This window comes from Bradyrhizobium sp. 197, from assembly GCF_023073375.1.
Lineage (GTDB): Bacteria > Pseudomonadota > Alphaproteobacteria > Rhizobiales > Xanthobacteraceae > Bradyrhizobium.
This window is the reverse complement of sequence record NZ_JADPJJ010000138.1, coordinates 26,998-44,453: the sequence shown is the minus strand read 5'-3', so window position 1 is coordinate 44,453 and position 17,456 is coordinate 26,998. Positions and strand designations below refer to the sequence as shown.

At 62.7% G+C, this 17,456-nt stretch carries 18 protein-coding genes; 3 read left to right on the top strand and 15 right to left on the bottom strand.

Annotated elements, in window-relative coordinates:
* Window positions 1-14: 14 nt before the first annotated feature.
* The 6 genes from pdhA to eno all read right to left on the bottom strand — a co-directional run bounded on the left by pdhA (window position 15) and on the right by eno (window position 6,072).
* Window positions 15-1,037 (bottom strand): pyruvate dehydrogenase (acetyl-transferring) E1 component subunit alpha, encoded by a 1,023-nt coding sequence (gene pdhA / locus IVB27_RS30560; RefSeq protein WP_247349192.1) that lies wholly within the window; start codon window positions 1,035-1,037, stop codon window positions 15-17.
* Window positions 1,038-1,353: 316 nt separating this feature from the next.
* A complete protein-coding gene (locus tag IVB27_RS30555) occupies window positions 1,354-1,671 on the bottom strand; it encodes an FtsB family cell division protein (protein ID WP_247349469.1) in 318 nt (105 codons plus the stop codon).
* Between the two features lie 105 nt (window positions 1,672-1,776).
* A complete protein-coding gene (locus IVB27_RS30550; RefSeq protein WP_247446588.1) occupies window positions 1,777-2,328 on the bottom strand; it encodes an NADPH-dependent FMN reductase in 552 nt (183 codons plus the stop codon).
* A 176-nt stretch (window positions 2,329-2,504) separates the two neighbouring features.
* Window positions 2,505-3,503 (bottom strand): MBL fold metallo-hydrolase, encoded by a 999-nt coding sequence (locus tag IVB27_RS30545; protein WP_247446587.1) that lies wholly within the window; start codon window positions 3,501-3,503, stop codon window positions 2,505-2,507.
* A 118-nt stretch (window positions 3,504-3,621) separates the two neighbouring features.
* Entirely contained in the window at window positions 3,622-4,755 is a 1,134-nt protein-coding gene (locus IVB27_RS30540; RefSeq protein ID WP_247446585.1) for a zinc-binding dehydrogenase, read from the bottom strand.
* A 33-nt stretch (window positions 4,756-4,788) separates the two neighbouring features.
* A complete protein-coding gene (gene eno, locus IVB27_RS30535; protein ID WP_247446584.1) occupies window positions 4,789-6,072 on the bottom strand; it encodes a phosphopyruvate hydratase in 1,284 nt (427 codons plus the stop codon).
* A 174-nt stretch (window positions 6,073-6,246) separates the two neighbouring features.
* Between eno and IVB27_RS30530 the strand changes: the two genes are divergently transcribed.
* Window positions 6,247-7,224 carry a Vgb family protein gene (locus IVB27_RS30530; protein ID WP_247446583.1) on the top strand — a complete coding sequence of 326 codons (978 nt, stop codon included), beginning with the start codon at window positions 6,247-6,249 and terminating at the stop codon, window positions 7,222-7,224.
* Window positions 7,225-7,275: 51 nt separating this feature from the next.
* Window positions 7,276-7,728, top strand: coding sequence for a preQ(1) synthase (queF, locus tag IVB27_RS30525; protein ID WP_247446582.1), 453 nt, complete (start codon window positions 7,276-7,278; stop codon window positions 7,726-7,728).
* A gap of 21 nt (window positions 7,729-7,749) precedes the next feature.
* Here the strand turns inward: queF and IVB27_RS30520 are convergent, their stop codons facing one another.
* The 6 genes from IVB27_RS30520 to IVB27_RS43415 form a co-directional block, all read right to left on the bottom strand.
* On the bottom strand, window positions 7,750-8,982 hold the full coding sequence (locus IVB27_RS30520; RefSeq protein ID WP_247446581.1) for an HlyD family secretion protein: 1,233 nt from the start codon (window positions 8,980-8,982) through the stop codon (window positions 7,750-7,752).
* Window positions 8,975-9,430, bottom strand: coding sequence for a hypothetical protein (locus IVB27_RS30515; protein WP_247446580.1), 456 nt, complete (start codon window positions 9,428-9,430; stop codon window positions 8,975-8,977). The genes IVB27_RS30520 and IVB27_RS30515 overlap by 8 nt, the downstream gene beginning before the upstream one ends.
* Window positions 9,431-9,649: 219 nt before the next feature.
* On the bottom strand, window positions 9,650-10,858 hold the full coding sequence (locus IVB27_RS30510) for an MFS transporter (RefSeq protein WP_247446579.1): 1,209 nt from the start codon (window positions 10,856-10,858) through the stop codon (window positions 9,650-9,652).
* Entirely contained in the window at window positions 10,858-11,721 is an 864-nt protein-coding gene (kdsA, locus tag IVB27_RS30505) for a 3-deoxy-8-phosphooctulonate synthase (protein ID WP_247446578.1), read from the bottom strand. Before kdsA ends, IVB27_RS30510 begins: the two co-directional genes overlap by 1 nt.
* Before the next feature lie 123 nt (window positions 11,722-11,844).
* On the bottom strand, window positions 11,845-12,171 hold the full coding sequence (locus tag IVB27_RS30500) for an NIPSNAP family protein (protein ID WP_247349208.1): 327 nt from the start codon (window positions 12,169-12,171) through the stop codon (window positions 11,845-11,847).
* A gap of 238 nt (window positions 12,172-12,409) precedes the next feature.
* Window positions 12,410-13,186 (bottom strand): Rid family hydrolase, encoded by a 777-nt coding sequence (locus IVB27_RS43415; RefSeq protein WP_345946942.1) that lies wholly within the window; start codon window positions 13,184-13,186, stop codon window positions 12,410-12,412.
* 47 nt (window positions 13,187-13,233) lie between these two features.
* On the opposite strand from IVB27_RS43415, the gene IVB27_RS30485 reads away from it, so the two are divergent.
* On the top strand, window positions 13,234-14,067 hold the full coding sequence (locus IVB27_RS30485) for an ArsR/SmtB family transcription factor (RefSeq protein WP_247446577.1): 834 nt from the start codon (window positions 13,234-13,236) through the stop codon (window positions 14,065-14,067).
* Between the two features lie 77 nt (window positions 14,068-14,144).
* On the opposite strand, the gene pyrG is transcribed toward IVB27_RS30485, so the two are convergent.
* From pyrG to tpiA, 3 genes are all read right to left on the bottom strand, one after another.
* Window positions 14,145-15,776, bottom strand: a complete 1,632-nt coding sequence (gene pyrG / locus IVB27_RS30480; protein WP_247349210.1) for a CTP synthase — start codon at window positions 15,774-15,776, stop codon at window positions 14,145-14,147.
* Window positions 15,777-15,943: 167 nt separating this feature from the next.
* On the bottom strand, window positions 15,944-16,330 hold the full coding sequence (secG, locus tag IVB27_RS30475; protein ID WP_247349211.1) for a preprotein translocase subunit SecG: 387 nt from the start codon (window positions 16,328-16,330) through the stop codon (window positions 15,944-15,946).
* A 184-nt stretch (window positions 16,331-16,514) separates the two neighbouring features.
* Window positions 16,515-17,273: a triose-phosphate isomerase gene (tpiA, locus tag IVB27_RS30470; protein WP_247446575.1), complete on the bottom strand. Its 759-nt coding sequence runs from the start codon at window positions 17,271-17,273 to the stop codon at window positions 16,515-16,517.
* Window positions 17,274-17,456: the final 183 nt, after the last annotated feature.

Below are 17,456 nucleotides of genomic sequence, written 5' to 3'. Positions count from 1 at the left end.
AAGCTTGCGCGCGTTCAGCGGTAAATGTCGGTCCAGAGCTCGGCGGCATCCGGCTCGGGATCATGCTGGGCGAAATCGGCGGACGCGTTGACGATGTCGCGCACCTCGGCGTCGATCGCCTTCAGATCCTGCTCGCTGACCTTGGCGGCCAACAGGCGGTTGCGCACCTGCTCGATCGGATCCTGGTCGTGGCGGACTTTCTCGACCTCCTCGCGCGTTCTGTACTTTGCGGGATCGGACATCGAGTGGCCGCGATAGCGGTAGGTCTGCATCTCCAGAATGAAGGGGCCCTTGCCGGCGCGGCACCATGCCGCCGCCTCGTCGCCGGCGGCCTTGACGGCACGGACGTCCATGCCGTCGACCTGCTGGCCGGGAATGTTGAAGGAGGCGCCGCGCTTGGAGAAATCCTGCTGCGCCGAGGCGCGCGAGACCGAAGTGCCCATGGCGTAGCGGTTGTTCTCGATGACATAGATCACCGGCAGCTTCCACAGCTCCGCCATGTTGAAGCTCTCATAGACCTGGCCCTGATTGGCCGCGCCATCGCCGAAATAGGCGACGCTGACATTGCCGTTGCTGCGATAGCTGTTGGCGAAAGCAAGCCCGGTGCCGAGCGAGACCTGGGCGCCGACGATGCCGTGACCGCCGTAAAAGTGCTTCTCCTTGCTGAACATGTGCATGGAGCCGCCCTTGCCCTTGGAATAGCCGCCGCGGCGGCCCGTGAGTTCGGCCATGACGCCGTTGGCCTCCATGCCGGTGGCGAGCATGTGGCCGTGATCGCGATAGCCGGTGATGACCTGATCGCCCTGCTTCAGGGCCATCTGCATTCCGACCACCACAGCCTCCTGGCCGATATAGAGATGGCAGAAGCCGCCGATCGCGCCCATGCCGTAGAGCTGGCCGGCCTTTTCCTCGAACCGCCGGATCAGGAGCATGTCGCGGAGCGCCTTGAGCTCCTGCTCCCTGCTGAATTCCGGAGGCGAACCGCCGTCGGTCTTGTCCTGTGCAGTGCTTGCGGCGGCTTTCTTGGGTGCGGCCATGGGAATTCCGGGTCAGAGAAAACTTCAGCCCTCTCTAACCCAACTCAAACGCCCTTGGAAAGCACCGCGGCGATGCGGCGCAAGTTTCGTTATGCCGCACCGCAACGTGGTCGAAATATTGCACAATGTTTGGCGCTGATCGGGCAACATTAGCTCCGGTCACTCACGCTATGGTGTGTGGAGTACCAGATAGCAGACATGCTGACGTCATCCGCACGACGGCAACGCGCTTCGCGCTTGTCCCGATCGCGCCGGATCGATGGAATCAGTAACAGGCTGCGTGCTCGCGAAGGCGCGTCGCCAGCGCGGACGTGCGTTAGTTCGCCGGGATCATCCGGACGAGATCGCGCGGATTGACGTAGTCGAGCTGGAAGCGCGCCCGCTCGTCCAGCATGTCGGGATCGATCTTCGCAGAGCGCAGCAGCGAAACGCGCTGCTCGCTCCTGGCACGCTCGCGCTTGAGCTGCGCCAGCTCGCTGGTCAGCGCAACGATCTCCTGGTCGAGCTCCTGGCGGGCGTTGAGGCCGTATTTGCCGGTATAGGCGTTGACGCCGAAATAGCCGACGATTGCGGCCGCCATCGCATAGAGGGCGAGACCGGTCAGGATCGATTTCAGGCGCGCGCGGGAGACCATCCTGGGAAGATGGGACAGGTTGGTTAAGGGCGTGCTAATTGCCGCCACTCCCACCGCCAATTGGCATGCCCGGGCCTGTCCGGGCATGCCAAGGATCGAGCGGCCTCAGCCGTGATGCTTCGCCACGTGTACCGCAAACGCGTCGATATAGGCCTGGAGCACGGGCTTCAGGGAGTCCTTGGTCAAATTGCCGTCGGCATCGAAGGCGTCGCCGACCGCGTTCAAATAGGCTTCCGGTTGCTGCATGATCGGGCCGGAAATACCCGGCAGGATGTTCTGGAGCGTCTTGGCGGCGCTGACGCCGCCGAGCGGGCCTGGCGAATTCGAGATGATGCCGACCGGTTTGCCGTTGAACGAGCTCTTGCCATAGGGCCGCGAGGCGACGTCGATCGCGTTCTTCAGCACGCCCGGGATCGCGCGATTGTATTCCGGCGTGACGAAGATAACGCCGTCCGACTTCTGGATCTTTTCGCGGAAAGACAACCAGTCGGCCGGCGGCGCGCCCTCGAGGTCCTGGTTGAAGAACGAGACGCCAGCCGGCGTGATGACCTCGAGCTTGAGGGAGGCCGGCGCCAGCTTGGCAAGCGCATTGGCGATCTTCAGCGAAAAGCTGTCCTTGCGCAGGCTGCCGGCGATCGTGACGATATTGTAGGCCATGGAATGTCCTCAGAGCTTGAGCGGGAGTGCCGGGGCGGCACTTAAGCCATCTCGCGCGATGGATGCAAGTGCATGGACCAGATCGATTTGGAAACGCTGAGTTTCTGAAACAGCCGCCCAAAACAATCAGGCCGCCAAGTGGCGGCCTGATCTTTCGTACAAATCTGCAACCCGGCTCAGATCGTCGGGTTCCACGCCGACGGGATCAGGCGATATTTGGCGTCATCCTTCTCGACATGACCTACCGAAGGGAAGGTGAAGTGGAAGCCGATCACGGTCGCCTTCTCGGCCGCCGCCATGTCGTAGAATTTGTGGCGGGTTGCTTGTGCCAGCGGGCCATCCGTGTCGAACGCGACATGCCAGTCCGGATTGCGAACGAAGAATTCCGGAATGTTGGTGACATCCGACTGGATCAGCACCTTGGCATCGCCGGACGCCACCGCGAACGAGGTGTGACCCGGCGTGTGGCCGGGCGTCGCGATCGAGGTGATGCCGGGCGCGACCTCCTTGCCCCAATCGTACTTCGTCACCTTGGATTCGAGGCCGGCAAACGTCTTCTTCACGTTGGCGAAGTAGTTCTTCATCATCGGATTGGACTCGGCCTTGGCGGCGTTGTCCTCGCTGGTCCAGAACTCCCAATCCTTGCCCGGCACCATGATCTCCGCATTCGGGAAAGCGAGCGCGCCGTCGGCGAGACGAATGCCATTGGTATGATCAGGATGCAGATGCGAGAGCAGCACGACGTCGATGCTCTTGGGGTCGATGCCGGCGGCCTGGAGGTTCTGCAGCGTGCGACCGACCGCGCCCTTGCTCGGCTCGAGATTGGCAACGCCGTTGCCGGTATCGATCAGCACGAGCTTGGAGCCCGTGTTGATGAGCTGCGGATTGAACGGCACCGTGACCATGCCCTTCGGCATGTAGGCAGCCTCGCCTGCGGCCAGCGCTTCCTCCTTCGGCGCGTTGACGACGAACTTGTCCGGCATCGGGAACGTGCGCGCGCCGTCATTGATCGAGGTGCACTCGTAGCTGCCGACCTTGTAGCGATAGAAGCCCGGCGCCTGCGTCCCGGCTTGCGGCACTGCGGCATTGGCAATGGTCGGCCGGAGGCCGGTTACGGCAGCCGCACCGACGGCGGCGGCGCCTGCGAGCAGATGACGGCGATTGAGATCGGTCATGGAGAGGTCCCCTTCTGAGCGCCTTGCGGTTTTCCGCTTTCAAATGGCGGCGGAATAATCTCCCGCTTCGCTCAGAAGGCAAGACCTTCTTTCGGTGACGTGCCGTCGCACGTCGCGATTATTTATTTGGGTTGATGAGGAATTTTTCGCCGGTGGCGCGTTTGGCATAGACCGCGATATTGGCGGGATCGAGCGCCTCCTGAAGCGACACCACCTTGGTGTAGTGGCTGGCAAACGTGGTCTTCAGTTCGTCGACCACGCGCTGGCGCAGCTTGGCCCCGTCCGCCTGCCCGATCTTCATCAGGAACGGAAACAGCAGCCAGCCGCCGACGCCCCAGGCCATGCCGAAGCCGCGCGGCAGTTCGATCGGGCGGATATCGAGCCCGCCGTAGACATAGACCTGCTTGTGCACGTTGGAGCCGTAACGGCTGTATTCCTTCGCGGTCTTGTTGATCGCGACTTCCATGCAGTTGAGGATGTCACCGGCGAGCTTGCCGCCGCCGATGGCGTCGAAGGCAATGGTGGCGCCGGTCTCGACCAGCGCATTGGTGAGATCGCCGAGGAAGCTCGGCGCGGTGGAATCGACGACGTATTTGGCGCCGATCTTGTGCAGGATGTCGGCCTGCTCCTTGCTGCGAACGATGTTGACCAGCGGGATGCCGTCCTTGATGCAGATCTTGTTCAGCATCTGGCCGAGATTGGAGGCGGCCGCGGTATGCACCAGCGCCTTGTGACCCTCACGCCGCATAGTCTCGGTCATGCCGAGCGCCGTGAGCGGATTGACGAAGCAGGAGGCGCCTTCCGCCGGCGTGGTGCCTGAGGGCAGCGGCAGGCACTCGCGCACTTTCAACGTACGATACTGAGTGTACATCGCGCCGCCGATCATGGCGACGGTCTTGCCCATCAGCGCCTTCGCTGCATCCGACGAGCCGGTCCTGATCACGACGCCCGCGCCTTCGTTACCGACCGGCATGGACTCGTCGAGCCGGCCTGCCATCGCCCGCATCGCGCCTTCCGGCACCTTCGCGGTGATGACGGGGGCATCCTTGCCGCCAGAAGCCTTCGCCGTGCTCATATCGGCTGCCCCGATCAGGAGCCCGAGGTCGGACGGATTGATCGGCGCCGCCTCGACGCGGACGACGACTTCGTCCGGGCCGGGTTCGGGGGTTGGCACGTCCAGAAGCGAGATCTCGAGTTCACCGCTCTTCTTGATCAGCGAACGCAGTTGCAGGCCGGTGTTGCCGTCGCTCATGTCGATCCTCCCCTGTTTTGTCGAGACGCTGGCTTATGCCAGCGCCTTCAATGCCGCCTTGCCGCCATAGAGCGCCTGCTTGCCGAGCTGCTGCTCGATGCGCAGGAGCTGGTTGTATTTGGCGGTGCGATCTGAACGCGCAAGGGAGCCGGTCTTGATCTGACCGCAATTGGTGGCGACCGCGAGATCGGCGATGGTGGAATCCTCGGTCTCGCCGGAACGGTGCGACATCACCGAGGTGTAGCCGGCCTTGTGCGCCATCTCGACGGCGGCGAGCGTCTCGGTCAGCGTGCCGATCTGGTTGACCTTGATCAGGATCGAGTTGGCACGTCCCGCCTTGATGCCTTCGGCGAGGCGCTTGACGTTGGTGACGAAGAGATCGTCGCCGACGAGCTGGCACTTCTTGCCGACGAGGTCGGTGAGTTCCTTCCAGCCGTCCATGTCGTCTTCCGACATGCCGTCCTCGATGGTCACGATCGGATAGCGCGAGACGAGGTCGGCAAGGTACTTGGCCTGTTCGGAGATCGAACGGGTCTTGCCCTCGCCTTCATAGACGTATTTGCCGTCCTTGAAGAACTCGGTCGAGGCGCAGTCGAGGCCGATGACGATGTCGGTCCCTGCCGTGTAGCCGGCCTTGTCGATCGCATTCATGACGAATTCGAGCGCGGCGTCCGCCGACGGCAGGTTCGGGGCAAAGCCGCCCTCGTCGCCGACATTGGTGTTGTGGCCGGCCTTCTTGAGCTCCGACTTCAGCGTATGGAAGACCTCGGCGCCGTAGCGCAGGCCTTCGGCGAACGACGACGCGCCCACGGGGAGGATCATGAACTCCTGGAAGTCGATCGGGTTGTCGGCGTGCATGCCGCCATTGATGATGTTCATCATCGGCACCGGCAAGAGGCGCGCCGAGGTGCCGCCGACGTAACGGTAGAGCGGCATGTCGAGCGAGTTCGCGGCCGCCTTGGCGCAGGCGAGCGAGACGCCGAGGATGGCGTTGGCGCCCAATCGGCTCTTGTTCGGCGTGCCATCGAGGTCGATCATGATCTGGTCGAGCTGGGCCTGCTGCTCGACATCGAGACCGCTCAGGGCTTCGAAGATCTCACCGTTGACGGCGCCGACCGCCTTGGTGACGCCCTTGCCGAGATAGCGGGCCTTGTCGCCGTCGCGCAGTTCCACCGCCTCATGGGCGCCGGTGGAGGCGCCGGACGGCACGGCAGCACGGCCAAGCGCGCCATCTTCCAGCACGACGTCGACCTCGACGGTGGGATTGCCCCGGCTATCGAGAATTTCGCGGCCGATGATGTCGATGATGGCGGTCATGATGTGCACTTCCGTTCGTTAGGGCTGATCGGTGCCGCGGGTCTTACACGGAGCGCAAGCAAATGTGAACGCTTGGACGGCGTGCTTCGACTGACGCGTGAAGCGTCCGGGACTAAGCTTGACGGCACCTGGTCCGCGCGCAAACCCTCAATCTGAAACAGTCGGGGTAACGCCATGAATCGCCGCCAGTTTCTTGCCTCGAGCGCCGCCCTATTCGCGGCCCGCCCAAGTTTTGCGCAGGAAGGCCCGTTCCGGACAAAATACTTCCCCGTCAGCTCCGGCATCGGTCTGCACGACCTCGCTCCAGCCCCTGATGGCACGGTCTGGTTTACGGCCCAGGGAAAGGGCCTGCTCGGCAGGCTCGATCCGAACGATGGCAGCTATAAGACCGTCAGCCTCGGCCAGGGCGCGGCCCCGCACGGCGTGACCATCGGCCCCGACGGCGCGCCCTGGATCACCGAAGGCGGCCAGAATGCGATCGCCCGCGTCGACCCTTCCGACCTCAAGGTCACGCTGTTCCGCCTGCCCGAAAAGTTCGCCTCCGCCAACCTCAACACCGGCGTGTTCGACAAGGCCGGCATCTACTGGTTCACCGGACAGTCCGGCTATTACGGCCGGCTCGCGCCAAAATCCGGCGAGATGACGGTGTTCAAGGCGCCGAAGGGCATGGGCCCCTACGGCATCACCGTCACGCCCAAGGGCGACGTCTGGTACGCCTCGCTCGCCGGCAACTACATCGCGAAGATAGATCTTGCGACCGGCAATGCCGCTGTCGTCGAGCCGCCGACGCCGAGCCAGGGCTCGCGGCGCGTCTGGTCGGATTCGAAAAGCCGGATCTGGGTCAGCGAGTGGAACAGCGGCCACGTCTCGGTGCACGATCCCGCGGGAGCCTCCTGGAAGACCTGGAAGCTGCCGGGCGAACGTCCCCGCACCTATGCGGTCTATGTCGACGACAAGGACAAGGTGTGGCTGACCGATTTCTCCGCCAACGCCATCGTCCGCTTCGATCCCGCCACCGAAAAGTTCAACCTATTCGCCAGCGACAAGGCCAATGCCAATGTGCGCCAGCTCGACGGCAGGCCTGGCGAGGTCTGGGGCTGCGAGTCCGGCAACGACCGGATCGTCATGATCCAGACGATCGCCGCCGGTTGACGGCCGCGGCGTTTGCGTCCATCCCGGCATCCGAAACAGGATGTGACGACGATGGCGAAAAAATCTCTTCAGCTCGGCCGTGCGGTCGAATGGCCGCACACGCCGGAAGAAGCTCAGCTCGACCGTGTGCCCAATCCGCAAAAGGGCACGGACTATCTGGTGCGCTTCACCGTGCCGGAATTCACCTCGCTCTGCCCGGTCACGGGACAACCGGATTTCGCACATCTGATGATCGACTACGCCCCCGGCCAATGGCTGCTGGAGTCGAAGTCGCTCAAGCTCTACATCGCGAGCTTCCGCAACCACGGCGCCTTCCACGAGGACTGCAGCGTGATGATCGGCAAGCGCATCGCGAGCGAGATCAAGCCGAAGTTCTTGCGCATCGGCGGCTACTGGTATCCGCGCGGCGGCATCCCGATCGACGTGTTCTGGCAGACCGGCCGCGCGCCGAAGGGCCTGTGGCTGCCCGAGCAGGGCGTCGCACCCTATCGCGGGCGGGGCTAATCTTTGGCCGTTGCGGGCGGGTCAATGCCCGCTCAGCACCAGCGTCTGGATCGGCAACAGCAGGGCCTGAATCCGCAACAGCATTGCGTGCACAAGCCCGGTCGCATCGACGACATGCAATCCGAAGCTCTTGAACGAACCGAGCTTCCCCGACGAGATCAGTTCGTGATTGCTGGTGTAGGCGTTGGCGACACAACTGCTGCCGGGCGTCACGCCCTCCAGCCCGCCCTTGTAGATCGGCTCCATGAAAACGAGAATGGTGCCGGGCCGCACGACCTGCTGCGCCTCGACCAGTTGTTCACCGCCCCTGAACTGGCCGGCCGCGATGTAGTCCTGCACACCGGTAATCACCATCGGGATGATCGTCCACGGCTTGGAAATGCAGGTGGCCTCTGCCACCATTCCGATCTTCAAGACCTGAGCCTCGATCTGCCCAAACCCTGCCATGAGAGCACGGCGTCCTGCACCCTGCGGGATCAGGACGCCGGCCGTGCGCATATTTGGCGTAACGATGTCACCTGGCTTCAGTCCAAATTGCTCTACCCGCCCGTCGACGCCGGCCCGAATGAAGGTTTTGTCCAGATCGACCTGCGCTTCGGCCAATGCAGCCTCGGCGCTTGCCTTCTCCGCCGGTAGCAGAGCGCTCAGCCGCGTCGTCGCGGATTGCTTGGAAGCGGTCGCCGCGTCTAGAGTGCCCTGGCGACCCGCAACGGCTACACCGAGCTTTTCGATGTCGCGCTGCGGAACGATTCCAGGGTTGCGCTTCTGCAATTCAGTCTTGGTATCGAGTTCGTCCTGAGCCTGCTGCAGCGAACCCTTTGCCTCCTGAAGCTGGCCTTCCGCCTTCATGACATCGGCCTGCGCGGCCAGCATGGCGGCGTCGATTTCGGCGATCTTGCGCTTGGCCGTCAGGAGCGACGCGTCCTGCTTGGCGCTGTCCAGCCTGAAAATCACCTCGCCTTGCTTGACGTCCGCACTGACGTCGACATGAACCTCGGCAACCCGGCCGTTGACTTCGGTCATGATCGGGACAGTTCGATAGAACAACGTCGCCGACGAGGTCGATGGATGAAAATAGAAGATCATCGTGATGAGCGAGACCGTAAGCATCAGGCACGCGATGATGCCAAATCGCAGCTCGAACCAGACCGAATAGAGCGTAATTTCGTGCCCGATGCGCTTTCCCTGCCGATAACGACGATAGAGATAGTCCGGAAATATCGTCAGGAGGGAACAGAGAAGCAGCTCAAGCATGGCTGGCCACTTCGCTCTTGGCGCTCTCGGCCTTGGCATTGCTTCCTGCGGAAGGCTGCGCGGCAACGGTTTCACCTGGCGGCTCGGTCGGATCCTGCCCGGGCGCGACGCCGGCCATCTTCTCGACCGACCCGGCAATCTTGCGTAGCGGCGTGCTGAAGTCCGGCAGATCGATCATGGCGAGGAACAGGCCGATCACCCAGAACAGGTGGTTATGCGTGAACAACGCCAGCAGCCCCAGCACGGCCACGATTTCAAACTGGAATTTCTGCGACTTGTGAGCCATCCGCTCCGGCATCGTATGCAGGTGCAAATAGAGATTCCCGACCGCGAGAACGGCGCCGATCAGGACAATGCCGACGACGACCATCAGGACGTCGGTTTCTCCAGGCGCGGTGATGAAGGAAGGCAGGTGATGGGGGGCCGCGGGATGTAGCAATTCACTCACGCGCCTCTCCCTGAAATTGCATTGGGCGCTGGTCGTCCCAACTTCATTCTTTCACATTGCGGGAACTTGGCAAGCGCAAAGCCGGCATTGTGCGTCGAGGCGCGCAACGGTGGTGTCGGAATCCTTGACCTTGCGGCCGCCTGCTTGGTGAACGGCTCGCATGCTCGAGCTGGAGCTTGATGTGGCGGAACTACGAAAGTCGGACATCCGATACTTCCGTCAGGTCGGCGCGTCGGATGGCGCGCGCTGCTTGAGCAGTCGGGCGCAGACGAAGCCCAGCACCACCATGATCACGGCGCTCGCGAACAGGGTCGGCATCTTGCCGCCATGCTGGAGGCCAAGGCCATAGGCGAGCGGCCCGACCGTCTGGCCCATGAAGAAGAAGAACGAATGCAGCGACAGCGCGGTGGCACGTGCCTCGACCGAGAGCTCGCTGGCGAACATCTGGAGGCAACCATGGGCGATGTAGAAGCCCCAGCCCATGACGATGAGATTGAACGCCTGCACTTCCCAGCGTGGGCCGAAGGCAAGGACAACGAGCTGCGAGGCCACCAGCGTCATGCCCGCGATCATCATTCCCTTCATGCCCAGCCATGGCAGCAGACGCGACACCGTCAGTGTGTAGAACAAGCCGCCGACCGCAAATCCCGCGATGACAACGCCCGCGATCGAGAGCGAGGTCTGGCCGAGTTCGAACAGGAACGAAGCGAGGTAGGGAAACAGGCCGAGCACGCAGCAGCCTTCGATGAACACCGCCGAATAGCAGACATAGGCGTTCGGATTGGTGAAGATGGTGCGATAGCCGGCCTTCAGCGCCGACAGGCTGGTCTTCGGCGGATGCTTGACCTTGGCGCCGCGAAAACCGGCGGAGACCGCGATCGATGCAACGATCACGAGCACGCCGAGCACCGCCAGCACGCCGCGCCAGCCGAGGAAGTCGCCGATCAGGCCGGAGGCCGAGGCGCCGAGGAGATTGCCGGTCATCGCGCCGGCGAGCGTGCGGCTGATCGCGACCTGGCGTTTCTCCGGACCGACGAGATCGCTGGTCAGGCTGAGCGCGACCGGAAACACGCCGCCGGAGCCGATGCCGGCGAGGATACGGGTCGCGAAAAGAACCGAGAACGAGCTCGAGAGCGCGCCCAGGATGTTGGCAAGGCCGAGCAGCGCGAGGCAGCCGATCATCAGCCGCGTCTTGCCGAACAGATCGGCGGCGGCGCCGACAATCGGCTGGATGATCGAGAAAGTGAAGGCGAACACCGCGGCAAATCCGGCTGCGGTCGCGATGCTGACGCCAAAATCCTCGGCGACGTGCGGCAGCACCGGGTCGAGCGCACGCGCGGAGAGCGCTGCGGCGAAGCTTGCACCGGAGATGACGTAGAGCGCGGCCGGCAGGCCGTGATCGTGCGGCCGCGCCTCGCCTTGCTGCATCAGTGCGGGCCGGTTCTGACAGATTCCTTGGCGAGCGCGTCGAACGCCATCAGCTTGCGGATCAACCCTTCGAACTCGCGCAGCGGCACCATGTTAGGTCCGTCGGACGGCGCGCTATCAGGGTCGGGATGGGTCTCGATGAAGACGCCGGCAACACCGACAGCGACAGCCGCGCGTGCGAGCACCGGCACGAATTCGCGCTCGCCTCCGGAGGACGTCCCCTTCCCGCCCGGCTGCTGCACCGAATGAGTCGCATCGAAGATCACGGGCGCGCCGGTGGTACGCGCAAGAATCGGCAACGCGCGCATATCGGAGACCAGCGTGTTGTAGCCGAAGGACGCACCGCGTTCGGTGACGAGCACGTTCGGATTGTTCGCGCTCGTGATCTTGGACACGACATTGGCCATGTCCCAAGGCGCGAGGAACTGGCCCTTCTTGACGTTGACGACCTTGCCGGTCGCGGCGGCCGCCAGCAGCAGATCGGTCTGCCGGCACAGGAAGGCGGGAATCTGCAACACGTCCACCGCCTGCGCCACTTCGGCGCACTGCGCCGCGTCATGCACGTCGGTCAGGACCGGCAGGCCGAGCGACGATCGGATTTCGGCAAAGATCGGCAGCGAGTGCGTCAGCCCAAGACCCCGCGCAGCCGACGCGCTGGTGCGATTGGCCTTGTCGAACGAGGTCTTGTAGACGAGGCCGATCTTCAGCCGCGCAGCGATCTCCTTCAGCGCGGAGGCCACCTCCAGCGCATGCTGGCGGCTTTCGAGCTGGCACGGCCCGGCAATGATCGAGATCGGCAGATCATTGCCGAATTGGACCGTGCCAATGGTGACGACCGGCGCCGCTGACGTCGAAGAGCTCAAGGCAAATCCCTCGTTTCGGCGCGACCATAGCCGCGATGAAGGGCGGATCAACCCCATTCGGCCCGAGCTCCCAGAATATCAGGGTTGCGCCCGGGCTCCCCACGATGCCCTCGCGGGCGGCCGCTACTTCACCGCCGAGAAGGCGGTCGGCGCCATGATCTGGCTGATGATGTTGCCGACGATCTGGCCGTCCGCCTCGCTCTCGGCGCGCGCTTTCATCCAGTCCGGATCGGTCATGAAGCCGGCCCACTTCTTCTCGCGCTCGGCAAGCGAGTCCCAGGCCAGAAAATAGGTCAGTTCCTGGTTGGATTCACCGATCAGCGTCGTGAAGAACCCGGCCTGCTTGATGCCGTGCTTTTCCCACAGCTTCAGCGTGACGGTCTCGAACCGCTTGAGCAGTGCCGGCAGGCGGCCGGGCACGCAGCGATAGATGCGCATTTCGTAGATCATTTGTTATCCTCCCTGACATTTCCCGTGATCTATAGCGGCTGCGTCTGAGACTGTCTTGTAGCAGGGCACACATGCCTCCCCTGCGAGCGATTGACTGCAAGGTCCGGACTCTGGCAGTCGAAGGTCGACGCCGCGTTGCGCAAGTCCACGCCGATGAACCTGGGTGATCCTCATATTCGGCGATCTTCGGCAGCACGACAACCACGAACTCGGGTTGCCGCCAAATCCGGGCCTATGCTCATCCCCGGGTGACGTGAGCGGCAACACAAACCCAGACGCCCCCGCGACGCGCCCAACTGTCGGTATATCGTCCGAGGCTGGCCGACCCATCGGCTCTGGTATAGGTCGTCCGTGCATGGATAATCGCCATATCACCCATGATCCGGATCCGCTCGTCCTCGTATCCCAAATTCGATATGGTTGCCGGCTTCGCGATTTGTTCAATGAACCCGGCACGATCAACCACTGATCCGTCAGGGTTGCTGTTGAGGAAGTCATCGCTCAGATGTTGGCGGAACCAATCGACATCCTTCAAGGCAACCGAGCGCATATAGCCCGCATTGAGATGCTTTAGTTCGTTCATATCCCTTGCGGACGCCGACCGATCTTCCAGGTCGCATTTAATCGCAACACAATCGACCTCCACATCAAATTCACCCGGCCAGGAGGGCACCGTTAGAAATATGCGCGCAGGTGGCGAAACGGGGAAATAGCGTTGGTAGACGTCATTGAACGCATCGAAATTTGAGCTATCAGGCGTGCAGTAGACATTGCATTTCACGACCTCCTGCAACGACGAGCCGGCAACCTCCAGGCAAAGTTTCATTTGGTCGAGCACGATCTCGGTTTGCTGCACGAACGGCAATCGCTTGACCTCACCGGTGACCGGATCAAATGGCGGGAGGCCTGAGACATAAACCGTCTCACCGGCGACAATGATGGGACAGATCGGTCCCTTCCGCCGTCGCTCCAAATACGTGGAAATGGGTTCAACTCTGATGGATTCGCGTTTCACGGCCGCCTCCTGCAAGACATATCGATCAAGTGGACTCAACACTTCCCATGCTGTCGCATCCGACGCGCTCATTGTCTCCGGTCGTGAGTTTGGTGCATGCCGAACTCACGTCGCTTGTTGATCCGATGCGGACGATGGTAGAGGAGGCTATGGTTGCAGCGGCGAATATGGTCGAGGTTGCAGCGCTCGTTGGCGATACGGCGCGCGCGACCATGTTGTCAGCCCTCATGGGTGGACAATCCTTGACCGGAAGTGAGCTGGCATTTCTCGCGCGAATCTCGCGACCGACGGCCAGCGAGCACTTGTCCAAGATGGTCGACGCCCGGCTTATCTCGGTAACCAGGAAGCGCAGCTACCGGTACTACCGTATTTCCTCACCACTGGTCGCCAGCATGCTTGAGAGCATCAAGTTGGTGGCTGCTCTCGAGGTTCCTCAGCGATATCAACCTCGATCCGCGCGTGACTCTGCGTTGCGGTTCGGTCGGACCTGCTACGATCATTTGGCGGGTCGATTGGGCGTTGCGATTGCGGACTCTTTGGTGGCCAGCGGCTGCATCGTTCTGGGTGAAGATGGTGGAGATGTCACCGATGCCGGCGCAAAGATACTGACAGAATTTGGCGTCGACCTGAGTCGAAAGCGCCAAAACAAGCGCATCTTTTGCAAGCCGTGCCTCGACTGGAGCGAGCGCCGATATCACATCGCCGGCCATGTCGGAGCCGAGATCCAACGATGCTGTATGGAGCTGAATTGGCTGGTTCGAGTGAATGATACACGGGCTGTGCAATTGACAACTGCTGGCCAGACCGGGCTTCGCGACACCTTTGGCTTGGATAAGTTGGATCTTCAGATCGACCCGCCGAACGTCAGGGTTGGAGTGTGAGCACCCTGCTCCGCTGGACCCAGGCTAGCGGTTGGCATTCCGAGCGAGAACGGGTCAATCGTTCCGCGTGACAGTTGCTAGACGAGACGCGACTGCACCATCGCCGCCTGGATGAAGGAGGCGAAGAGAGGATGCGGCTCGAACGGCCGCGACTTCAGCTCGGGGTGGAACTGGACGCCGATGAACCAGGGGTGATCCTCGTATTCGACAATCTCCGGCAAGATGCCATCGGGCGACAGGCCGGAGAATTTCAGCCCGTGCTGCTCGAGGCGGTCCTTGTAGGCGGTGTTGACCTCGTAGCGGTGGCGGTGGCGCTCGGAAATCTCGGTCGCGCCGTCATAGACCTGCGAGACCCGGCTGCCGCGGTTGAGCGCGGCCGGATAGGCCCCGAGCCGCATCGTGCCGCCGAGATCGCCGGCGTTGGAGCGCTTCTCGAGCTCGTTGCCGCGCAGCCATTCCGTCATCAGGCCGACGAGCGGCTCCTTGGTCGGGCCGAACTCGGTGGAGTTGGCGTCCTCGATGCCGACAAGGTTTCGTGCGGCCTCGATCACCGCCATCTGCATGCCGAAGCAGATGCCGAAATAGGGCACGCGGCGCTCGCGCGCGAACTGCGCCGCGCGGATCTTGCCTTCGGCGCCGCGCTGGCCGAAGCCGCCGGGCACCAGGATGCCGTTGACGTGCTCGAGGAAGGGGGCCGGATCTTCCTTCTCGAAGATCTCGCTCTCGATCCAGTCGAGATTGACCTTCACCTTGTTGGCGATGCCGCCATGCGAGAGCGCCTCGATCAGCGACTTATACGCATCCTTCATGCCGGTATATTTGCCGACGATGGCGATGGTGACGTCGCCTTCGGGATTGCGGATGCGCTCGTTGATCTGCTGCCAGCTCCGCAGCTCCGGCGGAATCCGCGAGCCGATGCCGAAGGCGGCGAGCACTTCGTCGTCGAGGCCTGCGGCATGATAGGCCTGAGGGACGGCGTAGATGCTGTCGGCGTCGCGCGCCTCGATGACGGCGCTCTCGCGCACGTTACAGAACAGCCCGAGCTTGCGCCGCTCCTCCTTCGGGATCTCGCGGTCGGTACGGCAGAGCAGGATGTCCGGCTGGATGCCGATCGAGCGCAACTCCTTGACCGAGTGCTGCGTCGGCTTCGTCTTCAACTCACCGGCGCTCGGAATGTAAGGCAGCAGCGTCAGATGGATGTAGATGGCGTGATCGCGCGGCAGTTCGTTCTTGAGCTGGCGGATCGCCTCGAAGAACGGCAGGCCCTCGATGTCGCCGACGGTGCCGCCGATCTCGACCAGCACAAAGTCGTAATCGTCGTTGCCGTGGAGGACGAAGTCCTTGATGGCGTTGGTGACGTGCGGAACCACCTGGATGGTCGCGCCGAGATAATCGCCGCGGCGCTCCTTGGTGATGATGTCCTGGTAGATGCGCCCGGTCGTGATGTTGTCGGCCTTGGTCGCAGGCCGTCCGGTGAAGCGCTCATAGTGACCGAGATCGAGATCGGTTTCCGCGCCGTCATCGGTCACGAACACTTCGCCGTGCTGATACGGCGACATCGTTCCGGGATCGAGGTTGAGATAGGGGTCGAGCTTGCGGAGGCGGACCTTGTAGCCTCGGGCTTGCAACAGGGCACCGAGTGCCGCTGAAGCCAGACCTTTGCCGAGCGAAGAAACCACGCCGCCGGTGATGAATATGTACCGCGCCATGGGGCTTAACCTCTAATCCCTCGAATTCGATTCGCCAAAGCGATTCGTATTCCGCCCCAAAGATTCTGCGGGCCTGTGGGTGAGCCAAAAACTAAGAGTGGTGACAGAGCCTTGATGGGGATTGTTGATGCAGGACGGTAGAAGCCGCCCTGCATGGCCCCCCTGCTTTATTGCGAACGCGGTACCTGCGGGCCGCTCGGTGCCGGAGCCTGCTGCTGCTCATCCGCCTTCTTCAGCGAATCCAGGATACCGCCCGAGGTCGGCGGCGCGATCGGCCCGCCGCCGGCCGGCTGGCTCTGCGACGCCGGTGTACCGATGATCGACGAAGGCGCACGGTCGTAGCCCGCGTGCCAGGACAGGAACAAGCTGGTCAGGAAGAAGCCCGCGGCCAAGATCGCGGTGGTCCGCGACAGGAGGTTCGCGGTGCCGCGGCTCGACATGAAGCCTGCGCCACCTCCCATGCCGAGGCCGCCGCCTTCCGACTTCTGGAGCAGCACGGCGCCGATCATGACGCTGACGATCATGAGGTGAATGACGATGACAACGGTCTGCATAGTGTCCTTCCGTCACAAGCCGACAGCGCCGAGAGGCGGCCGATCGTGCTTCGCGGGTTTTCCTGAAGTTGCGCGGTGTTACACGATCGGAAGGGGCATTGCCACCCCCGATCGGCCGGGTCCTAAGGTTTGGAATTAGCCAGGGGCAGCCTTTAGTTGGAACAGCCTTTAATTGGGACAGCCTTTAATTGGGACAGCCTTGGGCGATCGCAAGGAAATCGGCCGCCTTCAGGCTGGCCCCGCCGACCAGCGCGCCATTGACGTTCTTCACCGCCATCAGCTCGGCCGCATTCGAGGGCTTGACCGAGCCGCCATAGAGGATGCGCATTTTAGCGCCGTCGGCTCTAAACCTGGAGGTCAGGAATTCCCGAATAAAGCCATGAATCTGCTCGACATCCTGGGCCGTCGGGGTCAGGCCGGTGCCGATCGCCCAGACCGGCTCATAGGCCACGACCAGATTGGCGACGGTGGAGCCATCCGGCAGCGAGCCGTTGAGTTGGCCGCGCAGGATGTCCAGGGTCTGGCCGGCATCGCGCTGGCCCTGCGTCTCGCCGATGCAGACGATCGCCGTCACCTCCGCGCGCCAGGCAGCCTCGGCCTTCTGCCGGATCAGGGCATCGCCCTCACCGTGGTCGGCGCGGCGCTCGGAATGGCCGACAATGATGGCGGTCGCGCCCGCATCCACCAGCATTTCGGCGGCGATATCGCCGGTATGGGCGCCGGAGGCCTTGGGATGGCAATCCTGGGCCCCGACTGCGACCTTCTTGCCGCGCGCCTTCTCGGCAAAGGCTGCGATCAGGGTCGCCGGCGGGCAAACCAGCAGATCAGCCTTGCCGGCCACCTCTGCCGCAACATTAAGCATGGCGTCGAATTCGGCAGTCGAGCCCTTCAGCCCGTTCATTTTCCAGTTGCCGGCGATCAGCGGTCGAATGGCGTCGGTCATGTCAATTTCCAGCAAAATGAGGTTTGCGCATGCGCTAGCAGAGGTCCCGTGGCAGTTCCAGAGACCAGGGGCTTTTAACCGCAGGGATCGAAAGCATGCTGGACCTGAGGTTGCGGGGGGAAAGCCGCCACTTTATGATGATCTATCAATTTGGTGACGCGCTTTTGCGGAATCTGCATTAAG

Bases quoted from the DNA above. Each gene is read 5' to 3' on its own strand.
- pdhA (WP_247349192.1), bottom strand. From the start codon at position 1,037: ATGGCCGCACCCAAGAAAGCCGCCGCAAGCACTGCACAGGACAAGACC.
- IVB27_RS30555 (WP_247349469.1), bottom strand. From the start codon at position 1,671: ATGGTCTCCCGCGCGCGCCTGAAATCGATCCTGACCGGTCTCGCCCTC.
- IVB27_RS30550 (WP_247446588.1), bottom strand. From the start codon at position 2,328: ATGGCCTACAATATCGTCACGATCGCCGGCAGCCTGCGCAAGGACAGC.
- IVB27_RS30545 (WP_247446587.1), bottom strand. From the start codon at position 3,503: ATGACCGATCTCAATCGCCGTCATCTGCTCGCAGGCGCCGCCGCCGTC.
- IVB27_RS30540 (WP_247446585.1), bottom strand. From the start codon at position 4,755: ATGAGCGACGGCAACACCGGCCTGCAACTGCGTTCGCTGATCAAGAAG.
- eno (WP_247446584.1), bottom strand. From the start codon at position 6,072: ATGACCGCCATCATCGACATCATCGGCCGCGAAATTCTCGATAGCCGG.
- IVB27_RS30530 (WP_247446583.1), top strand. From the start codon at position 6,247: ATGAATCGCCGCCAGTTTCTTGCCTCGAGCGCCGCCCTATTCGCGGCC.
- queF (WP_247446582.1), top strand. From the start codon at position 7,276: ATGGCGAAAAAATCTCTTCAGCTCGGCCGTGCGGTCGAATGGCCGCAC.
- IVB27_RS30520 (WP_247446581.1), bottom strand. From the start codon at position 8,982: ATGCTTGAGCTGCTTCTCTGTTCCCTCCTGACGATATTTCCGGACTAT.
- IVB27_RS30510 (WP_247446579.1), bottom strand. From the start codon at position 10,858: ATGCAGCAAGGCGAGGCGCGGCCGCACGATCACGGCCTGCCGGCCGCG.
- IVB27_RS30500 (WP_247349208.1), bottom strand. From the start codon at position 12,171: ATGATCTACGAAATGCGCATCTATCGCTGCGTGCCCGGCCGCCTGCCG.
- IVB27_RS30485 (WP_247446577.1), top strand. From the start codon at position 13,234: ATGCTGTCGCATCCGACGCGCTCATTGTCTCCGGTCGTGAGTTTGGTG.
- pyrG (WP_247349210.1), bottom strand. From the start codon at position 15,776: ATGGCGCGGTACATATTCATCACCGGCGGCGTGGTTTCTTCGCTCGGC.
- secG (WP_247349211.1), bottom strand. From the start codon at position 16,330: ATGCAGACCGTTGTCATCGTCATTCACCTCATGATCGTCAGCGTCATG.
- tpiA (WP_247446575.1), bottom strand. From the start codon at position 17,273: ATGACCGACGCCATTCGACCGCTGATCGCCGGCAACTGGAAAATGAAC.